This window comes from Nonomuraea sp. NPDC049028 (assembly GCF_043197735.1).
Lineage (GTDB): Bacteria > Actinomycetota > Actinomycetes > Streptosporangiales > Streptosporangiaceae > Nonomuraea.
Genome location: NZ_JBICTR010000009.1, coordinates 271,830 through 291,003, shown reverse-complemented (window position 1 = coordinate 291,003; position 19,174 = coordinate 271,830). Strand labels below are relative to the sequence as shown.

Genomic DNA, 19,174 nt, shown 5'->3' with positions numbered 1-19,174 from the left:
CGCCGCCCGGTTTTTCTGTTTGCCACTACTGTGTGGCCTCGGACGAGGGACCCCATCGCAGTTGGCCGCCTACGGGGGCCGGCCTGCGAGCGGTCGGAAGCCCCGCCGCCGGACGAAGGAGCGGATGGCGACCTTGCACTCGCGGCTCCTGCGCCAGGCGCCCTACCGGGGCCTCACGGGCTTCCTGCCCGAATTACCGGAATCCTCGCCTCTTCGGGCCGAGGAGCGCGTGCCCACGCCGAGTCCTTCGGCGACCAGGTGATGGGGCACCATCGGTGCCATGAGCTTCGTACCTCCAGGCACCGGCTGGCCCGGCGATCCGGCGACCGCTGACACCCCGGTCGCCCACGACCCCGCGGACGTGCGCCGCCTCGCCGCCGCCGGCAGCACCCTGGCGGAGCTCACGGCCGCGCAGTCCGTCTGCCGGGCCTGCCCGCGCCTGGTGGAATGGCGCGAGGAGGTGGCCGAGGTGAAGCGGCGCGCGTTCGCGGACGAGACCTACTGGGGGCGGCCGGTCGCCGGGTGGGGCGATGACCATCCGCGTGTCCTGCTCGTCGGCCTGGCCCCGGCCGCGCACGGGGGTAACAGGACGGGGCGGATCTTCACGGGTGACCGCAGCGGAGACTGGCTGTTCGCCTCGCTGTATCGCGCCGGACTGGCCGTACAGGAGACGAGCACGCACGCCGGTGACGGGCAGCGGCTGATCGGTGCCCGGGTGGTGGCCTCAGTGCGGTGCGCGCCACCCGCGAACAAGCCCACGCCCGAGGAGCGGGCCACCTGCTTCCCGTGGCTGTCGCGGGAGATCACACTGACCGCGCCGAGCGTGCGGGTGGTCGTCGCGCTGGGCGGGTTCGCCTGGCAGGCCATGTGGCCCGCGCTGAAGGACGCGGGCTACACGCTCCCGCGCGTCAGGCCGCCGTTCGGGCACGGCGTCGAGGTCCAGGTCACGTACGGGCAGGCGCCGGTGACCCTCATGGGCTGCTATCACCCCAGCCAGCAGAACACCTTCACCGGCAGGGTGACCGCCCAGATGCTCGACGACGTCTTCGTCAGAGCCAGGGCGCTGGGGGTGTGACGCGTAGCACCACCTGGGGATTGGCTTTATGGGGTGCCCTTGACGTAGCCTTGTGAATAGTTTCACAAGCGCTCCCATGGGATGGGGAACCGAGGATGAACAAGCACATTCTGATCGTCGGCGGCGGTTACGTCGGCCTCTACACGGCATTGCGGCTACAGCGCACGCTCCGCTCGGAGCTGCGCGACGGCAACGTGCGCATCACCATCATCGACCCCCACTCGTACATGACCTACCAGCCGTTCCTGCCCGAGGCGGCGGCGGGCAACCTTTCCCCGCGGCACGTGGTCGCCCCGCTGCGCCGGGTTCTACCCAAGGTGCGCGTGCTCAACGGCAGCGTCACCGCCGTCGACCACGACGAGCGGTCCGTCACCTTCCAGCCGGTCGAGGGTGAGCCGCGCGAGATCGCCTACGACGTGATCGTGATGGCCGCCGGCTCGATCTCGCGGACGCTGCCGATCCCCGGCCTGACCGACATCGGCATCGGGTTCAAGAACGTGGGCGAGGCCATCGCGCTGCGCAACCGGGTCCTGCACCTGCTCGACGTCGCCGAGTCGACCGATGACCTGGAGGCGCGCCGCCGGGCGCTCACGTTCGTCGTCGTCGGCGCGGGCTTCGCGGGCGTCGAGGCGCTGGCCGAACTCGAGGACATGGCCAAGGACTCGACCCGCTACTACCGCAACATCAAGCCCTCCGACATCCGCTGGGTGCTGGTGGAGGCCACGAACCGGGTGCTGCCCGAGGTCGGCCCCGAGATGGGCAAGTGGACGCTGGAGCAGCTGCGCGAGCGCGGCATCGACGTGAAGCTCGACACGCGCCTGGAGTCCTGCGAGGGCGGCCACGTGGTGCTCTCCGACGGCTCGAAGTTCGACGCCGACACCCTCGTGTGGACCGCGGGCGTCAAGCCCAGCCCGGTGGTCAACGGCGGCGGCCTGCCCCTCGACGAGCGCGGCCGGATCAAGACCACGACGAAACTGACGGTCGCGGGCGTCACGGACGCCTTCGCCGCCGGTGACGCGGCGGGTGTCCCCGACGTGACCAACCCCGGCCAGTATTGCGCGCCCAACGCTCAGCACGCCGTACGTCAGGCCAAGGTGCTGGCCGACAACCTGGTCCGCCATCTCCGGGGTCAGGAACTGGTCGACTACCGCCACAAGTATGTCGGATCGGTCGCCGGTCTCGGCCTGCACCAGGGGGTCGCGAACGTCTATGGAGTCAAGCTTCGCGGATTCCCTGCGTGGTTCATGCACCGCACTTACCATCTGTCGCGGGTGCCGACGCTGAACCGCAAGGTCCGTGTCGTCGTCGACTGGACTCTGGCCCTGTTCTTCAAGCGGGAGACCATCTCACTGGGCGAGATGGAGCACCCGCGCGACGGGTTCAGAGCCGCCGTGGCGACGACCCGCCGCTAGCCCGCGTACAGCAGCGCCCCGGTGCGGCCGCATCGGGGCGTTTCGGCATTCTTGACTCAATATTCTCGGTCTCAATCGAGAGGGGATCCACGAGTGGGGCTCTCAGCGGTGACGGTGCTCGGCGTGGACCGGCCCGGCGTGATCGCCGCGGTCACCGGCTCGCTCGCCGACTGCGGGGCGAACATCCAGGACTCGACCATGACGCTGCTCGGCGGCCATGTCGCGATGATGCTGCTGGTCTCGGGCGACCTGAGCGCCGACGAGCTGACCAAGCACTTGTGCGCGCCGGACCTGGTGGTGACCGCCTCGGCCGTCGAGGCCCGCCGCTACTTCGGCGGCCGGCCGACCGGGCTCGGCTATGTCCTGACCGTCCACGGGCCGGACCGGCCGGGCATCATCTCGGCCATCAGCGCCGAGCTCGCCTCGGTGGGCGGCAACATCACCGGCATGAGCACCCGGCTCACCGGCCGGCTGTACGTCCTCATCGCCGACGTCGAGCTGCCCGAGGAGGTCGACGTGGCCGGGCTGATGCGCGGGCTGGCCACGGTCGGCTCGGGCCTCGAGTCCGAGATCACCTTCCGGCCCGTTGAACCGGACCTGTTGTGACCCCGCCGGACGGGATCGCCCGCGGAGTGCTCGACGCTCCGCACCCGCTCCTGTCCGCCCGGGCCCGGCAAGTGGATCCCACCGACCCCCGCGTGGTGGCCGCGGCGGCCGATCTCCTCGCCACTCTGCGCGGCGAGCCGGGGACCGCGGGTCTGGCCGCCCCCCAGATCGGGCTGAGTTGGCGGCTGATCGCCTTCGACGCCGCCGGGCACCCAAGAGGTAGGTCGTGGGCCGGCGAGCTCGTGGTGGTCAATCCACGGCTCGCTGAGGCGTCTCACTGGTGCGTCGGGCGGGAGGGCTGCGCCTCGATCGCGGGTTTGACCGCTGACGTACGGCGAGCGACGCGTATCACAGTGCTCGGCAGCTTGCCTGGCACGGGAGATCCCGTCACCATCGAGGCGGATGCATTCGAAGCTAGGTGCATTCAGCATCAACTGGACCATCTCGACGGCGTTCTGTTCCTGGACAGAGTGTCAGGAGCCCTATCACTTCACCGCAGACTTCACAGTTGTGACGCCTGATACGAAGTTGTGCTCCTCGGAAGCATGGTCCGTTTCGTATGATTGCGGCGCCCCCGTAGCCCAAAGGCAGAGGCAAACCCCTTAAAAGGGTTGTAGTGCGGGTTCGAATCCCGCCGGGGGCACCCGCATCTACCAGAGGAAATGCCTCACTAAACAACCCTCAGTAACCGCGGGAACTCAGGAACGGATCCGTTCGTTGTCCTCCTGCTGAAGTCTCGAAACCACATAGATCTGAGTGCGGGTTGACCTAGGTGACGCCGCGTCCAATAAGCTCGGCGCACAGGAGGCAGCGATGGAGAGCAAGAACCCCGTTTTCAACCGGTCCCGGCAGGCCGGCGGGTGGCAGGGCGCGACGCCCACCCCCGGGCAACTGCAGAACATGTACGACTCCCCGTCGTACGCGCCCCCGGCACCGTCCGCCTACCGGACGATGACGATCGACGACGTCGTGGTGCGCGGTTTCATGACCCTGGGCACGCTCGTCGTGGCCGCGGCCGCCGCCTGGTACCTCAACGTCCCCCTGGGCGTGGCCGTCGGCGCGGCCATCGTGGCGCTCGTCCTGGGGCTGATCGCCTCGTTCAGGATGAGCACCAACCCGGCGTTGATCCTCAGCTACGCCGCGTTCGAAGGGATCTTCCTCGGCGCGATCAGCAGCGCCTACGAATCCCTCTACAACGGGATCGTCCTTCAGGCGGTGCTCGGCACCGCGTTCGCTTTCGGCGGAGTCCTGACCGTCTACGCGCTGCGCGTCGTCAGGGTGACACCGAAGTTCGTTCGGTTCGTGGTCGCCGCGGGCTTCGCGGCCATCGGTCTGGTGCTCGTCAACCTGATCGCCGGGATCTTCATCCCGGGCGGCCTCGGGCTGCGCACCGACTCCCCGATCGGGTGGATCTTCAGCGTCGCGATGATCCTGCTCGGCTGCTTCTTCCTGCTGCTCGACTTCAACTCGATCGAGGAGGGCGTCCAGCAGGGCGCCCCGGAGAAGTTCGCCTGGCAGTGCGCCTTCGGGCTGACGCTGAGCCTGGTGTGGATCTACCTCGAGGTGCTCCGGTTCATCAGCATTTTCACGCGTAGCGACTGACCGTTCGCCTCCCGGACCCCGTCTGGACCCCGCCGATCCGGCGGGGTCCTTCTCTTTGCGCGACCGAAAATCTACCCGCCGTTACAAAAACCTCGGAGGTTGGGGCTTGTCATTCGGGGGGACGTGTTGCAGTGTCGAGCAAAGGACCTTAATCCGTGGAGGTGCCCATGTCCTTGAACCACTCACCGGAGACGCAGACGAAGCTGATCGCAAGGGTCCCAACGATAACGGGACGCGAACTCCCCGAGTGGTTTCAAGCCATCGACAACGGCCCGTCCTTCCTGAGGTGTGACGAGCGGGCCAACTGGCTCGCCGACGAGCACGGGCTGTCCCATGGCTACGCCGCCGCCATCGTGCACGAACACGAGCGGTACCGCCATAACCGTATGGGCTTCCTGTAGAGCCCACACGCCGACCCGACCCGCGCCCGTGCCCTCGGTACGGGCGCGGAATCATGGGTGGATGGACCTAGACAAAGCACGCGACTTCCTGCGAGGCAACCACCGCGCGGTGCTCCTCACCAAGCACGCCGACGGCCGCCCGCAGATGTCCCCGGTGTCGGTGGGCGTGGACGACGAGGGCTACCTCGTCATCAGCACCAGGGAGACGGCCGCCAAGACGCGCAACATCCGGCGCGACAACAAGGTGACGATCTGCGCCTTCACGGACGCCTTCTACGGAAACTGGATCCAGGTGGAGGGCGAGGCGGAGATCATCTCCCTCCCGGAGGCCATGGATCACCTGATCGCCTACTACCGGGGGATCTCGGGCGAGCACCCTGACTGGCCGGACTACGAGGCGGCGATGGTCCGCGACAAGCGGGTCCTGGTCCGCGTGACCCCGACCAAGGCGGGCCCGGACCGCCACGGCTGAGGCCGGTCCGCACTGCCCCGGCTGACGCGAGCTTCTGGGTGGGCGCCAACCCGTATGGCGGTTGGCGCCCACCGGCCCGGGCGTCGAACGCCCGGTCGTGAGACTTAGGAAAGGCGTTCGAGGACCATCGCCATGCCCTGCCCGCCGCCCACGCACATGGTCTCCAAGCCGATCGCCTTGTCGTGGTGGCGGAGGCTGTTGATCAGCGTGGAGGTGATGCGCGCGCCCGTCATGCCGAAGGGATGCCCGACGGCGATCGCGCCGCCGTTGACGTTGAGGCGGTCGAGGTCGATGCCCAGATCCCGGTAGGACGGGATGACCTGCGCCGCGAACGCCTCGTTGATCTCCACCAGGTCGACGTCGTCGATCGCCATCCCCGCGCGGGCCAGCGCCTGCTTCGACGCCTCGACCGGCCCGAGGCCCATGATCTCGGGGGACAGGCCGGTGACGCCGGTGGAGACGATGCGCGCCAGCGGCGTGATGCCCAGCTCGGCCGCCCGCGTGTCGCTCATCACGATGACGGCGGCGGCGCCGTCGTTCAGCGGGCAGCAGTTGCCGGCCGTGACCGTGCCGTCGGGGCGGAAGACCGGCTTCAACCCGGCCACCCCCTCGTACGTGGTCCCGGCCCGCGGCCCGTCGTCCTTGCTGACCACGGTGCCGTCGGGGAGCGTCACCGGGGTGATGTCCTTCTGCCAGAAGCCGTCGGCCAGCGCCTTCTCGGCCAGGTTCTGGGAGCGGACGCCGAACTCGTCCTGGTCGCGCCGGGTGACGCCCTTGATCTGGGCGAGGTTCTCGGCGGTCTGGCCCATCGCGATGTAGACGTCGGGGATCGTGTCGTCCTCGCGCGGGTCGTGCCAGCTGTGCCCGCCCTCGGCGGAGGCCTTGCTGCGCCCGATGGCGTCGTTGAAGACCGGGTTCTGGGTCTCGGGCAGCGAGTCGGAGTTGCCCTTCACGAACCGCGACACCATCTCCACGCCCGCGGACACGAACACGTCGCCCTCGCCCGCCTTGATCGCGTGGAAGGCCATCCGGGTGGTCTGCAGCGACGACGAACAGTAGCGGGTGACCGTGGTGCCCGGCACGTTGTCGAGGCCGAGCAGCACCGACACCACGCGGGCCATGTTGAAGCCCTGCTCACCACCGGGCAGGCCGCAGCCGAGCATGAGGTCGTCGATCGTCGTCGGGTCGAGCTGCGGCACCTTGGCGAGCGCGGCCTGGATCATCTGCACGGTGAGGTCGTCAGGGCGTATGTCCTTCATCGAACCCTTGAAGGCCCGCCCTATGGGCGAGCGAGCGGTAGCGACGATCACAGCTTCAGCCATCTTCATCCTCCTGTGTCGGCCTTTAGAACTATATTCCAGTCCTGGTGGCGGAGCACGGTGGGTGGGGCGTCAGCCGTACATGCCGGGTGCCGTGGCCGTGCCGTCGTTGACGGCGTGGACGGCGCCCTTCTCGTCACGCCAGAGGCGCCAGCCGCCCTGGCTGCCGGTGAACCAGGGGGGCGGGGTCGTCGTGGAGGCGAGCCGCTTGCCGGTCGCGAGGTCGTACTCGCAGGCGGCGGCTATCGAGTAGAAGCCGGGGGCCTGGCCGCGGAGCGGGAGCGGTTTGGGGTCCGTGACGCAGAAGGACCAGCCGCGCTGGTCCTCGACCGGGACCGGCTCGCCCGTCGTCAGGTCGAAGGCGGCGCCCTTGGCGTCGTGCTTGAGGAAGCCGAGCTTCTCCATGCGGTCGGGGAAGGCCAGCCACCAGCCGGAGCCGGGCACCTCGGAGGCGGGGATCTGGCCGATGACCCGGCCGCTCTCGGCGTCGAGCCGGGCGAAACCGCCGTAGGTGCCCTGCCGGTCGACCGGGCGTACGACGGGAGCGTAGCCGGGGCTGCCGCTGGGGTAGACGCGGACGACCGAAGGACGCATCCAGTTGATCGTGCCGTCGCCGATCTTGATGGAGAACAGGCCGAAGGTGGAGGCCTTCTTCGTCCGCGGGTTGGTGTAGGGGGCGACGTAGCCGATCAGGTTGTCGCTGGTCGCGCCGAAGGCCCACCCGCCCGACATGTCGATGCCGGGGCCGAGCGCCTGCTCGATCGGCTGCTGCCACTGCAGCTTGCCGGTCTTGAGCTCGTACGACTCGATCATGGGGTTGGCGGCCAGGCGGAGCAGCAGCACCCGGTCGGGATCCGACCACTCGACCTCGGCGATGCCGGGCAGCTTCCACATCTGCTTGCCGCTGACCGGGTCGAGCACCACCACGCGGGCGGTGGAGAGCGCGGTGTGCTCCGGCAGGCAGATGTAGGGCCCGCAGCGCTGGGGGCCGAACGTCGAATGCACCGGCCGCGCCCACTTCTGCGCGCCGGTGCGCGCGTCGCGGGCGACGACGGTGGCGTTCCAGCGGCCCTTCTTGACCGGGTCGACCGCCACGACGACAGCCTGGCCGGGGGCCGTCTCGACGATGGCGGGCGCGGAGACACCCATGCCGGGCAGGCGGCCCGCCATGGTGGCCGGCTGGGCCCAGAGCTTGTTGCCGTGGGCGAGGTCGACGGCGACGGTCTCCAGCGAGCCGTCGGGCTTCATGGAGGTGGTCGTGACGACCCCGCCAGCGGCGGACATCCGGCTGACCGCGTCGATCTCGTCGTTGTGCCAGGTCGGGAAGTGGACCGTGGCCGCGCCGCTGTCGGAACAGCCGGCCAGGGCCAGGATTCCGGCGAGAGTGAGGGCGGCGTTCGCGAGGGGCCGAAGCACGAGCAATCCACTCCAAAGGGACGAGGAGTGACGGCTTCGGTTCGGAGGGTGACCGGGGTCAGGCGTCGTTGGGCGACTCTCCCAGCCGGCGGCGGAACAACGTCGCCCACTTGCCGTGGAGACCCGTCGCCCGCCCGGCGACCGTGGTCGCGGAGACCTCGGTGCCGGGCTCCTCCGCGGCCGTAGCCGCCGCGAGGTAAATCGGTTGCAGTCCTTCGCCGCGCGCGGGTCGAGGCTCTGGCCACAATCCCAACGCAGCGCATACAGAAGGTAGCACTGCGTAAGCTGCCTGTGCGTAACCTCGGGCAGATGGGTGAAAACGATCGGGTCCGAACATCTCGCCCGGATTTGTCGCGAAATCCGGCCCCAGGACGTCGGCGAACGAGACCGTACGTCCGCCCGCGTCGACCACCGCGACCGTCTGGGCCGCGGCCAGCTGGCGGCTCCAGCGCCGCGTCACCCAGCGCAGCGGCTGCGCGATGGGCCGTACGGTGCCAAGGTCGGGACAGGTGCCCACGACCACCTCGGCGCCCGCCTCGCGCAGCCGGCGCACGGCCTTGCTCAGGTGGCGTACGGCAACCGCGGGCGGGGTCTGGGTGGTGACGTCGTTCGCGCCGACGAAGATCACGGCCAGCTGGGGCTCCGCCGTCAGTGCCCGGTCGACCTGGTCGGCGAGTTCGGCCGACGGGGCTCCCGACTTGCCGACCACGCGGAGGCGTACGGGGCGCTCGGCGACGGAGGCCAGGCCGTGCGCGAGCAACACGCCCGGGGTTCCGGCCGGATCGGTCATCCCCAGGCCGACGGAGAGGGAATCGCCCAGCAGGACCATGGAGACCGGGGTGCCGGGGAAGTCGCCGTATACGCCGTCGGACGGCGGCCCCTCCATGCCGTGCGGACGGCCGATCACCTTCCTGGCCAACAGGCTTTCGGCCATCAGCAGGCCGTACGCGGTGGCGCCGAGGGCCGTCAGCCCGCCACCGCCGAGTGCCGCCGCTGTCGCGATCTTGCGCGCTGCCCGCGCCGTGCCCGCTGCCCAGACCACGTGCGTGCTCCTCTCGGCCGAACACGGCGGTAGCGTTTGCCTTGAAAACTAGCCGAGTGCCCGCCACCCCCACGGGAGCTCGGCCCTCGGCAAGCTGACCAAGCTTCGGCAAAGAAGGTGAACACCTCGGTGCGCGTTTACGATTCCCTGGTCGAGCTCATGGGCAACACCCCGCTCGTCAGGATGCACAAGGTCTCCGCCGGCCTACCCGCCCAGGTGCTCGCCAAAGTCGAGTACTTCAACCCGGGCGGCTCGGTCAAGGACCGCATCGCGGTCCGCATGATCGACGCGGCGGAGGCGTCGGGGGAGCTCCGGCCCGGTGGCGTGATCGTCGAGCCGACGTCCGGCAACACGGGCGTGGGTCTGGCCATCGTGGCCCAGCAGCGTGGCTACAAGTGCCTGTTCGTGGTGCCCGACAAGGTGGCCCAGGACAAGATCGCCGTGCTGCGCGCCTATGGCGCCGACGTCGTGGTCTGCCCGACCGCCGTGTCGCCCGACCACCCCGACTCTTACTACTCGGTGTCCGACCGGCTGGCCCGTGAGGTGCCCAACGCCTGGAAGCCCGACCAATACTCCAACGTCAACAACCCCGACTCCCACTACTACTCGACCGGTCCCGAGGTGTGGGAGCAGACCGAGGGCCGGGTCACCCACTTCGTGGCGGGCATCGGCACCGGGGGCACGATCAGCGGCGCCGGCCGCTACCTCAAGGAGATCTCCGACGGCCGCGTGAAGATCATCGGGGCCGACCCCGAGGGTTCCGTCTACTCGGGCGGTTCGGGTCGTCCCTACCTGGTGGAGGGCGTCGGCGAGGACATCTGGCCGGCCACCTACGACACGAAGATCTGCGACGAGATCATCGCGGTGTCCGACAAGGACTCCTTCAACATGACCCGGCGGCTCGCCCGCGAAGAGGCCCTGCTGGTCGGCGGCTCGTGCGGGATGGCCGTGGTCGCGGCGCTGGAGGTGGCGGCCAAGGCGGGGCCCGAGGACGTGGTGGTCGTCCTCCTGCCCGACGGCGGGCGCGGCTACCTGTCCAAGATCTTCAACGACGACTGGATGGCCGACTACGGCTTCCTGACCACCTCGTCCGAGGAGGGGCTGGTCCGTGACGTACTGGCTCGTAAGGGGGCGGGCCTGCCGGAGTTCGTGCACGTGCACCCGCACGAGTCGGTCGGTACGGCCATCGCCATCATGCGCGAATACTCGGTGTCGCAGCTCCCGGTGATGAAGGAGGAGCCGCCGGTCATGGCGGCCGAGGTGGTCGGCTCCATCGTCGAGCGCGACCTGCTCGAAGCCCTCTACCGCGGCCGGCTCTCCTCCGAGGACACGATCGCCGAGCACATGTCGTCGCCGCTGCCGATGATCGGCAGCGGCGAGTCGGTGGCGCGCGCGGTGGAGGCGCTGGAGAAGGCGGACGCCGCCGTGGTGCTGGAAGAGGGCAAGCCGGCCGGGCTACTGACCCGCCAGGACCTGCTCGCCTTCCTCGCCAACCACTAGGGCCTTGACCACTAGGGCTTTTTGATCGACTCGATCACGGTGCCGAGCCCCTCCGAGCCGCGTCCCTCGGCGTCGGCGCGTTCGAACAGCTCCTTGAGGGCGTTCGGCACCGTGGTCTCCAGCCCGGCGTCCTTCAGCGCGTGGACGGCGTGGCCGATGCCGACCGCCTGCATGTGCAGGGAGTTGAGCTCGCCCGGATACACCCGGGCCTCGGCCTCCTCGGCCAGGATCTTGGCGAACCCCATCGGCCCGTCGCCCCCGAGCTGCGTGAACGTCTCCCTGGCGAACGGCAGGAAGTCCCGGGGCGGCACCCCCGCCGTGCCGAGCAGCGCGAGCGCGTGCATGTAGCTGGTCAGGCTGGACCAGAAGATCAGCAGCTGCGCCTGGTAGTACATCATCGCCAGGCCCTGGTCCTCGCCCACATAGGTGATCGTGGCCAGCGCCTTGAGCGTCTCGGCGTGCCGGTCGACGGCCTCCTTCGGGCCGCTGTAGAAGGTGTACGCCATGGGCAGGCCGATGCCCGGCGGCGGCACCATGATCCCTCCGGTGACGAGCGTGCCGCCCCGCCCGGCCACCCACTCCGCCGCCGCGCGCAACTCCTCGGGCGTGCCCGAGCTGAGGTTGACCAACACCTTCCCGTCCAGCCGCGCGTCGCTCAGACTGTCGTACATGGCCTGGTAGCTCACCTGGCTGATGACCAGCAGCTCGCCTTCGGCCGCTTCGGCCGCTCGCCGGGCGCCTCTGGCCACGAGCGGGTCCGTCTTGCTCTTCGTACGGTTCCAGACGGTCACCTCGTGACCCGCCGCGAGGAACGTCTCCGCCATCTTCGACCCCATCGGGCCCATTCCGATCACTGTCACTCGACTCATGAGCCCCACCATCGAACGTCCCCCTACGGAAATCCTTCCGTCTCACTACGGGTTGTCTCTGACGTGGTGAGTTTCGGGGTGCTCGGGCCGCTGGCGGTCTGGACGGACGACGGCCGCCCGATCCAGGTGACGGAGCCCAGGATGCGGGCGTTGCTGGCCGACCTCCTGGCTCACGGGGGTGGGCCGGTCTCGATGGACCGGCTGATCAACGACCTGTGGGGGGAGCGGCCCTCCCGCAATCCCGTCGGCACCCTCCAGGCACGCGTCTCCCAGCTCCGCCGTACCCTGGGCGACCCCGGCTCGATCGTCCACACCCCGGCCGGCTACCGCCTGGCGTTCGCCGACCCTTCTCGGGCCAGGGGCCGATGGGAGGTGGGGCACTCCGATGTCGCGCTGGGTGAGGGGCGCTTCGGTGTCGCGCTGGACGCCGACCGGTTCCGTGAGCTCGTCGGCGAGCGTGCCGCGGATCCGCGTGAGCGGGCCGCCCAGCTTCACGAGGCGCTGAGCCTGTGGCGCGGTCCCGCGTACGCCGACCTCGCCGACGAGGAGTTCCTCCGTCCGGAGATCGCGCGTCTGGAGGAGCTGCGCCTGGCCGCCCTCGAAGAGCAGGCGGAGGTACGGCTAGCCCTGGGCGAGGACGTGGACCTGGCCGACCTGGTCTCCCGGCACCCGTTGCGCGAGCGTCTGCGCGCCCAGCACATGACGGCCCTGTACCGGGCCGGTCGGCAGAGCGAGGCCCTGGCCAGCTACGGGGAGCTGCGCGAGCGGCTGGCGGAGGAGCTGGGCCTGGACCCCACGCCCGAGCTGGCGGCACTTCAGGAGGCGATCCTTCGGCAGGATCCTTCGCTCGTCCGGCAGGCCCCTCCGCCCGCTGCCCCGCCGCCCCGCTCCAACCTGCCGTCGCCGCTCACGGAGCTGATCGGCAGGGACACGGAGGTCGCCCAGGCCCGCGACCTGCTGGACGTCGCCCGCCTGGTGACGCTCACCGGACCTGGCGGCGTCGGCAAGACCCGCCTCGCCTTGGAAACCGCCCGTTCCCTCCTCGACGAAAGCACCGCCTTCCCTGACGACAGCACCGTCTTCCCCGACGCAAGTGCTGCCCTCCCCGACGAGAGCTCCGCCTTCCCCGACGGGGTGTGGCTGGTGGAGCTGGGCGGGATCAAGGACGTGGCCGAGGCGGTCGCGGACGTGCTCGGCGTACGCGACGACGACGCCGCGCCACTGCCGCCGAGACTGGCGACCGCCCTGGCCACCAAGCGCGCGTTGCTCGTACTCGACAACTGCGAACACCTGGTGGAGGAAGCGGCGGAGCTGATCTCCGCACTGCTACGGGCCGCCCCAGGGCTGCGGATCCTGGCGACCAGCCGGGAACCGCTCCGGGTGACCGGCGAGCGCATACATGCCGTACCGCCGCTGACCGAGCCCGACGCCGTACGCCTCTTCACCATCCGCGCCGGAATCAAGCTGAACGAGCCGGACGCCACCCCCACAGACGCGACCAGCAGGGCGAGTAAGTCGAACGAGGTGTGTGAGGCGGTCGCGACCATTTGTCGGCGGCTCGATGGCCTTCCGCTGGCGCTGGAGCTGGCCGCGACACGGGTGCGGGCGTTGGGTGCGCGGGAGGTGGCCGAGCGGCTCGACGACCGGTTTCGCCTGCTCAGCTCCGGTATGCGTGACGCGCCCTCACGTCAGCGCACGCTCCGGGCGGTGATCGACTGGAGCTGGGACCTGCTGTCCGACCACGAGCGGGTCGTGCTGCGGCGGCTGGCCGTACACGCGGACGGGTGCGCGCTGGAGGCGGCCGAGGAGGTCTGCGCTGAGCCCGGCGTGGACGTGGTGGACGTGCTGGCTGGTCTGGTCGACCGCTCGCTGGTGGTGGTGTCCACCGGGCCCAGGTACCGGCTGCTGGAGTCCGTCGGGGTCTACTGCGCCGAGCGTCTCGCGGAGGCGGGTGAGCACGGGCGGATCGCCGCACGTCACGCCCGCTACTACACGGCGCTGGCCGAACGGGCGGACCTGCGCGGGCCGGGGCAGAGACAGTGGCTCGAACGCCTGGACGCCGAGACCGCCAACCTGCGGCTCGCCCTGTCGGGTCCCGAGCCGCTCCGCCTGGTCAACGCGCTGGCCTGGTACTGGTTCCTACGCGGCCGCATGGGCGAGGCCCGCCGCTCCCTGTCCACCGCCCTGTTCAAAGCCGCCCCGGCGCCCAGTGCCGCTCTGGCGTCCAGAGTCCCCTCGACGTTCGGAGCCGCTCCGGCGTCTAGCGCCACCTCGGCGTCCGGAGCCGCCCTGGAGTTCGGGGTCGCTCCGACGTCCGGGGCCGCTCCGACAGCCGGGGCCGCTTCGACGTCTAGCGCCGTGCCAGGGTCCGGGGTCGTGCAGGGCTCCGGCTCGGGGTCCATAGCCACCTCGGCCGTGCCCGTCACGGATCTGACCGCCGGGCGGGCGGCTGTGGCGTCGGTGTGGTTGGCGGGGATGGCGTTGTCCGTCGGGGAGGTGGCGCCGCCGGTGCGGGTGGCCGGGCTCGACGCCCGAGGGCGGGCACTGGCCGACTGGTTTCTGACCCACGTGCGCTGGGCGTACGGCGATCATGGTGCGCACGAAGCGGCGGCGAGCCGGGCGCTGGCCGCGTACGAGGCGCTCGGCGACCGCTGGGGGATCGCCGCCGCGCTCAGCCTGCGCGCGAAGCTGGCCGTCGGGCGGGGGGACCTGGCCGCGATGGAGCGGGACGGGCGGCGGAGCCTCGAGCTGTTCGGCGAGCTGGGTGACGCGTGGGGGCGGTTGGAGGCCATGGACGCGCTCGACCGGCTGGCCGAGATACGGGGTGACTACGCCGAGGCCGCCAGGTTGCGCGAGGAGCAGTTGCGGCTGGCGGAGGAGCTCGGCTTCGAGGTCGCGTTCAAACTGGCCGGGCTGGGCCGTGTGGCGCTCCTGGCGGGCCGGTACGAGCGAGCCGACCACTACCACGAGCGGGCCAGACTGCTGGCCGTGGAGCAGTCCTACAAGGCCGCGGAGGAGCATGCCGTGCTCGGGCTGGCACTGAGCGCCAGGCGGCAGGGCGACTACGTACGGGCGGAAGGGCTCCTGACGCCGTGGCTCGGCTGGCTGCGTGAGGTGCGGGGGACGCCCGGCATCGCGTTCGTCCTGGCCGAGCTTGGGTTCGCCGCCGAGCAGCGCGGTGACGCCGCGACGGCGCTGGCCAGGCAGCGGCAGGGCTACGAGGCGGCCCAGGCCACCGGGGACCCGAGAGCGGTCGCGCTCGCCCTGGAAGGGCTGGCGGGCGCGCTGTCACTCACGGCCGAGCAGACCGGGACGGGACAACCGGCTGAGCAGACCGGGAGGGGACGCCAGGCCCGATGGAGCCTTCCCGAGAGGCATCGGGAGCGCGAGGGGTACCGGGAGGCGGCCGGGATGCTCGGCGTGGCCGCCGCGCTCAGAGAGGCGGTGGGCGTGCCGCTGCCCGCCCCCGAGCGGGCCGACGTCGACCGGATCACCGCCAGGCTGCGCGCGGCGATGGGTGCCGAGTTCGACCCGGCGTACGCCTCAGGACGTGGGAAACTCCGCGACCACTTCCCAGGCCCCGTCGGAACCGGGCCCGGCGTACAGGCGGCCGCCCAGCGCCTCCACCCGCTCGGCCATCCCGACCAGCCCGAACCCGCCGCCCAGGCGCGAGAGCCGGGGGTCGGAGGCTGAGCCGAAGTTGCGGATGCGCAGCAGCACGAGCTGGTCGAAGCGGCGCAGCTCGGCCTCGACCCAGCTGGCGCCCGGCGCGTGCTTGCGGATGTTGGTGAGCGCCTCCCGCAGCACCCGGTGGACCGTGGTCATGACCTCCGGCGCCAGGGTGTGGTCGTCGATGCCGGACCCGATCTCGAACGCGACGCGCGGCCCGTTCTCCGAGAACCGTTCCGTCAGCAGCCGCAGATCGGCGAGCGACGTGCCGGGGGTCCTGGCGGCCTCGTCCTCGGCCCGCAGCACGGTGACCAGGCGTCGCATCGAGGTGAGCGCGTCCGTCCCGGCACTGGCGATGGCGTCGAGGGCGGGCAGCACGGCGTCGGGCTTCAGGTCGGCGACCGTGCGGGCGGCCTGGGCCTGTACGACGATGCCGGTGATGTGGTGGGCGACCAGGTCGTGCAGCTCTCTGGCCAGCTCAAGGCGTTCCGCACGCCGTACGGAATGGACGGCCTCCTTGCGGCGCTCCTGCTGGAAGCGGAGGTAGCCGCCGACGGCGGCGATCATCGTCCACGCGGTGAAGAGGATGAACGAGAAGGCCAGCTTGTTCTGGGGATCGCGCGAGGCGCCTTCCGCCATGAGGACGACCAGCGCGGTGCCCCCGAACACCGCGGCCCGCTTGACCGGCTCGACGTGGCGCAGCACGCCGATCGTCAGGATCATCAGCGCGCCGGTCTCCGCCGCGCCGGGCACGCCCACGAACCCGCTGATGGCGATCACCAGCGAGGAGACGAGCGAGAGGGCCAGCATGACGACGAACGTCTCGACCCGGAAACGGCGCCGCAGGATGGCGGCCGCGACGCCCACGACCCCGCAGATCGGCACGAGCCACTGGACGCCGCCCCTGGTGGCGGCAATGGCGAGGTCCATGAGGAGCATCATGGCCAGCCAGCCGATCGCCGCGATGTCGCTCAGCCGGCGGATCCAATAGACGACGTGCTTGGCTTCCCCCACCCCTAGGAGCCTAAGCCGCAAGTCGGATGGCAGGCATCGACCGTTCGGCTGAGGAGGCTCGCCGAGGACCGGCCCTTCAGTGGAGGCGGCGGCGGGGGGCCGTCGACGATGCTGGTACATGTCCGGAAGGGGGACGGGAAAATGATTGTCCTTGGATTCGTACTGCTGGGTATCGGGTTGGTCGTGGGTCTGCTGCTGGCGCTGGCCGACCCGGTGCTGCTCTCCCGCATCAACGGGGAGCACGCGGAAGGCGGCAGCGGCCGCCACATCCAGGTGCCCGTACGCGACGCCGACGTTATACCGCTGGCGTCGCGGGCAGGCGGCGACAGGAAGAAGCCTCAGGCAGCCTGAGACCGGCTCGCGCGGGGCATGACGCGCGAGCCGCGCGGGCGCGGTTGGGGACGGCGCCCGCTTCGGCCCGCGGTCCGTTGGGGAACGGACCGCGGGCCGCTTCCGTTACCGTGGGCCTATGACGAACGGTTTCGAAACCCTGGCGATCCACGCAGGTCAGGAGCCTGACCCGCTTACCGGCGCGGTCGTGCCGCCGATCTATGCGACGTCCACCTACAAGCAGGACGGCGTGGGTGGCCTGCGTTCCGGATATGAGTACAGTCGCTCGGCCAACCCGACCAGGACCGCGCTCGAAGAGGCGCTGGCCGCGGTCGAGGGCGGGGCGCGCGGGCTGGCGTTCGCGTCGGGCCTGGCGGCCGAGGACACCCTGCTGCGCGCTCTCTGCAAGCCGCAGGACCACGTCGTCATCCCCAACGACGCGTACGGGGGCACATACCGGCTGTTCGCGAAGGTCGGCGAGCGCTGGGGCCTGCACTACGACCCGGTGCCGCTCGGCGACCTCGACGCCGTGGCCGCGGCGATGACCCAGAAGACGCGGATCATCTGGGTGGAGACGCCGACGAACCCGCTGCTCGGCATCGCCGACCTCGCCGCGCTCGCCCAGCTGGCCCACGACAACGGGGCGCTGCTGGTCGTCGACAACACGTTCGCCTCGCCCTACCTGCAGCAGCCGCTCGCGCTGGGCGCGGACGTGGTCGTGCACTCCACCACCAAGTACGTCGGCGGTCACTCCGACGTGGTCGGCGGCGCGCTGATCGCGGCCGACGAGTCGGTCGGCGCGGAGCTGGCCTTCCACCAGAACGCGATGGGCGCGGTGGCCGGGCCGTTCGACGCCTGGCTGACGCTGCGCGGGCTCAAGACCCTGGGTGTACGGATGGACCGGCACTGCGACAACGCCGAACGGATCGTCGATCTGCTGCTCGCGCACCCGCGCGTGACGCAGGTGCTCTACCCGGGCATGGGCGACCACCCCGGGCACGAGGTGGCCGCCAAGCAGATGAAGAGGTTCGGCGGCATGGTGTCGTTCCGCGTCACGGGCGGCGAGGCCGAGGCCGTCGAGGTGTGCAACCGGGCGAAGCTGTTCACGCTGGGCGAGTCGCTGGGCGGCGTCGAGTCGCTCATCGAGCACCCGGGCAGGATGACGCACGCCTCGGCGGCCGGCTCACCGCTGGAGGTGCCCGCCGACCTGGTGCGGCTGTCGGTCGGCATCGAGACGGTCGACGACCTGCTCGCCGACCTCACGCAGGCGCTCGGCTAGGAGCCCGGTACGACCATCAGGACGCTCGGTTAGGAACCCGGTACGACCATCAGGAACAGGATCACCAGCCAGATCAGGGACAGCAGCCCGCTGATGGCGGCGATCCTGCCGTTCTGCACCTTCGCGTCGTCGTCCGGGGTCTCGGTCTCGAGGACCTTGACGGCGGCGCGCAGGTCGCGGTCGATGATGACGAGCAGCACGACGGCCACGATGAACAGCGTCATCGAGGCCGTCATGTACCACTTGCCGAGCACGCCGCCGCCGATCGACATGCCGACGGCCAGCCCGAAGATCAGCACGCCCAGCGAACCGATGCTGTAGATCCGGGTGGTCCGCTGGATGTTCTGCAGGACGGGCACGTTCTTGCCGCGGATGGCCCGCGGAGCGGCCATGGTGGCCGCTGTGAGCGGGCCGATCGTGAAGATCGCGAAGCCGATGTGCAGCCAGAGAAGCAGGGACGACATGCGAAGGAGACTAGTCCCCGACGATCTCGCCCGCGGACTCGACACTCTGTTTACCCTCTGAGGAGCAGCGCATGATCAGCTCGGTGGCCGCGATCGCGACCACCATGAGCACGATCAGAAGAATCATGGCAATCATGGAGCCCCCCTCCTTCCCCGTGTCGGACGTAAATATCGTCCGTAATGACTAGACGCTCTGGCAACGGAATAAGTTCAGCGCGGGTATGGTTGACCACCGTCGCTTTTTCCTTACCGTCTGGGCACAAGGGGGTGCCGTCCGTGGCCATCAGGCATGTCGAGCCGTATACCGACGAGTGGCTGCAGCAGCCGACCGGCTACGTGCAGCGGGTCGTCGACCTGCTCGGAGCCGAGGTCGCCGACTGGTGGGAGGGCCCCTGCGAGCCGCGTGGCGCGACCGTCCGACTGACGGACGGCAGCGCGCTGGTGTGGGACGAGGAGAGCGGGTGGCGGCTCGGCGGCTTCGTCTCCGGCGGCCGCGGCGAGCACACCCAGCTCGACGGCGTCCGTTACCTGGGCGGCGGCCTGCTGCCCCGGCCCGAGCGCGTGCCGTCGGCGCTGAGCGATGCCCGCACGGGTGTGGGCGCCAGCTCCGCCTGGCGCCCCTGTTACCGCTCGTACCGTAACTGCCGGGACGGCTTCGACGTCGCCCTCGACTTCTACGCGTCTCTCGTCGACGCCTGAGCGGC

At 70.2% G+C, this 19,174-nt stretch carries 18 protein-coding genes, 1 tRNA gene and 1 pseudogene; 13 read left to right on the top strand and 7 right to left on the bottom strand.

Annotated elements, in window-relative coordinates; translation table 11 throughout:
• Positions 1-280: 280 nt before the first annotated feature.
• The 8 genes from ACGFJ2_RS34875 (at position 281) to ACGFJ2_RS34840 (ending at position 5,568) form a co-directional block, all read left to right on the top strand.
• Positions 281-1,075 carry a uracil-DNA glycosylase gene (locus ACGFJ2_RS34875; protein WP_393475530.1) on the top strand — a complete coding sequence of 265 codons (795 nt, stop codon included), beginning with the start codon at positions 281-283 and terminating at the stop codon, positions 1,073-1,075.
• Positions 1,076-1,170: 95 nt separating this feature from the next.
• Complete coding sequence (locus ACGFJ2_RS34870) at positions 1,171-2,487, top strand: NAD(P)/FAD-dependent oxidoreductase (RefSeq protein WP_357943968.1); 1,317 nt, start codon at positions 1,171-1,173, stop codon at positions 2,485-2,487.
• A 93-nt stretch (positions 2,488-2,580) separates the two neighbouring features.
• The gene (locus ACGFJ2_RS34865; protein ID WP_357943970.1) at positions 2,581-3,093 is read left to right on the top strand and encodes an ACT domain-containing protein; all 513 of its coding nucleotides are present in this window, start codon (positions 2,581-2,583) and stop codon (positions 3,091-3,093) included.
• Positions 3,090-3,614, top strand: coding sequence for a peptide deformylase (locus tag ACGFJ2_RS34860; protein ID WP_358541655.1), 525 nt, complete (start codon positions 3,090-3,092; stop codon positions 3,612-3,614). The genes ACGFJ2_RS34865 and ACGFJ2_RS34860 overlap by 4 nt, the downstream gene beginning before the upstream one ends.
• Positions 3,615-3,663: 49 nt before the next feature.
• Positions 3,664-3,736 (top strand) — tRNA-Leu (locus ACGFJ2_RS34855).
• A gap of 170 nt (positions 3,737-3,906) precedes the next feature.
• Complete coding sequence (locus ACGFJ2_RS34850) at positions 3,907-4,695, top strand: Bax inhibitor-1/YccA family protein (RefSeq protein ID WP_393475525.1); 789 nt, start codon at positions 3,907-3,909, stop codon at positions 4,693-4,695.
• Positions 4,696-4,862: 167 nt separating this feature from the next.
• Positions 4,863-5,096, top strand: coding sequence for a DUF4287 domain-containing protein (locus ACGFJ2_RS34845; RefSeq protein WP_357943976.1), 234 nt, complete (start codon positions 4,863-4,865; stop codon positions 5,094-5,096).
• A gap of 61 nt (positions 5,097-5,157) precedes the next feature.
• On the top strand, positions 5,158-5,568 hold the full coding sequence (locus ACGFJ2_RS34840; protein WP_393475522.1) for a PPOX class F420-dependent oxidoreductase: 411 nt from the start codon (positions 5,158-5,160) through the stop codon (positions 5,566-5,568).
• A gap of 104 nt (positions 5,569-5,672) precedes the next feature.
• Here ACGFJ2_RS34840 and ACGFJ2_RS34835 read toward each other — a convergent pair whose 3' ends face one another.
• The 3 genes from ACGFJ2_RS34835 to ACGFJ2_RS34825 form a co-directional block, all read right to left on the bottom strand.
• Entirely contained in the window at positions 5,673-6,890 is a 1,218-nt protein-coding gene (locus ACGFJ2_RS34835) for an acetyl-CoA C-acetyltransferase (RefSeq protein ID WP_393475519.1), read from the bottom strand.
• Positions 6,891-6,959: 69 nt separating this feature from the next.
• Entirely contained in the window at positions 6,960-8,303 is a 1,344-nt protein-coding gene (locus ACGFJ2_RS34830) for a hypothetical protein (RefSeq protein WP_393475516.1), read from the bottom strand.
• Between the two features lie 58 nt (positions 8,304-8,361).
• On the bottom strand, positions 8,362-9,345 hold the full coding sequence (locus tag ACGFJ2_RS34825) for an SGNH/GDSL hydrolase family protein (protein WP_357943984.1): 984 nt from the start codon (positions 9,343-9,345) through the stop codon (positions 8,362-8,364).
• 129 nt (positions 9,346-9,474) lie between these two features.
• Here ACGFJ2_RS34825 and ACGFJ2_RS34820 point away from each other — a divergent pair, with 129 nt between their 5' ends.
• Positions 9,475-10,845, top strand: a complete 1,371-nt coding sequence (locus tag ACGFJ2_RS34820) for a cystathionine beta-synthase (protein ID WP_357943986.1) — start codon at positions 9,475-9,477, stop codon at positions 10,843-10,845.
• Between the two features lie 11 nt (positions 10,846-10,856).
• Here the strand turns inward: ACGFJ2_RS34820 and ACGFJ2_RS34815 are convergent, their stop codons facing one another.
• A complete protein-coding gene (locus ACGFJ2_RS34815; RefSeq protein WP_393475512.1) occupies positions 10,857-11,714 on the bottom strand; it encodes an NAD(P)-dependent oxidoreductase in 858 nt (285 codons plus the stop codon).
• Positions 11,715-11,780: 66 nt separating this feature from the next.
• Between ACGFJ2_RS34815 and ACGFJ2_RS34810 the strand changes: the two genes are divergently transcribed.
• Positions 11,781-15,407: a BTAD domain-containing putative transcriptional regulator gene (locus ACGFJ2_RS34810; protein ID WP_393475509.1), complete on the top strand. Its 3,627-nt coding sequence runs from the start codon at positions 11,781-11,783 to the stop codon at positions 15,405-15,407.
• A 276-nt stretch (positions 15,408-15,683) separates the two neighbouring features.
• Here the strand turns inward: ACGFJ2_RS34810 and ACGFJ2_RS34805 are convergent.
• A pseudogene (locus ACGFJ2_RS34805) lies at positions 15,684-15,950 on the bottom strand (histidine kinase); the annotation flags it as partial.
• Positions 15,951-16,538: 588 nt separating this feature from the next.
• Between ACGFJ2_RS34805 and ACGFJ2_RS34800 the strand changes: the two are divergent.
• On the top strand, positions 16,539-16,748 hold the full coding sequence (locus ACGFJ2_RS34800; RefSeq protein WP_357943992.1) for a hypothetical protein: 210 nt from the start codon (positions 16,539-16,541) through the stop codon (positions 16,746-16,748).
• A gap of 118 nt (positions 16,749-16,866) precedes the next feature.
• Entirely contained in the window at positions 16,867-18,006 is a 1,140-nt protein-coding gene (locus ACGFJ2_RS34795) for a cystathionine gamma-synthase (RefSeq protein WP_357943994.1), read from the top strand.
• Positions 18,007-18,035: 29 nt separating this feature from the next.
• On the opposite strand, the gene ACGFJ2_RS34790 is transcribed toward ACGFJ2_RS34795, so the two are convergent.
• Together ACGFJ2_RS34790 and ACGFJ2_RS34785 are read right to left on the bottom strand one after the other, a co-directional pair.
• Positions 18,036-18,470 (bottom strand): hypothetical protein, encoded by a 435-nt coding sequence (locus tag ACGFJ2_RS34790; protein ID WP_393475505.1) that lies wholly within the window; start codon positions 18,468-18,470, stop codon positions 18,036-18,038.
• A gap of 10 nt (positions 18,471-18,480) precedes the next feature.
• Positions 18,481-18,606 carry a hypothetical protein gene (locus tag ACGFJ2_RS34785; RefSeq protein WP_357943998.1) on the bottom strand — a complete coding sequence of 42 codons (126 nt, stop codon included), beginning with the start codon at positions 18,604-18,606 and terminating at the stop codon, positions 18,481-18,483.
• A 140-nt stretch (positions 18,607-18,746) separates the two neighbouring features.
• On the opposite strand from ACGFJ2_RS34785, the gene ACGFJ2_RS34780 reads away from it, so the two are divergent.
• Positions 18,747-19,169 (top strand): DUF6292 family protein, encoded by a 423-nt coding sequence (locus tag ACGFJ2_RS34780; protein WP_358179219.1) that lies wholly within the window; start codon positions 18,747-18,749, stop codon positions 19,167-19,169.
• Positions 19,170-19,174: the final 5 nt, after the last annotated feature.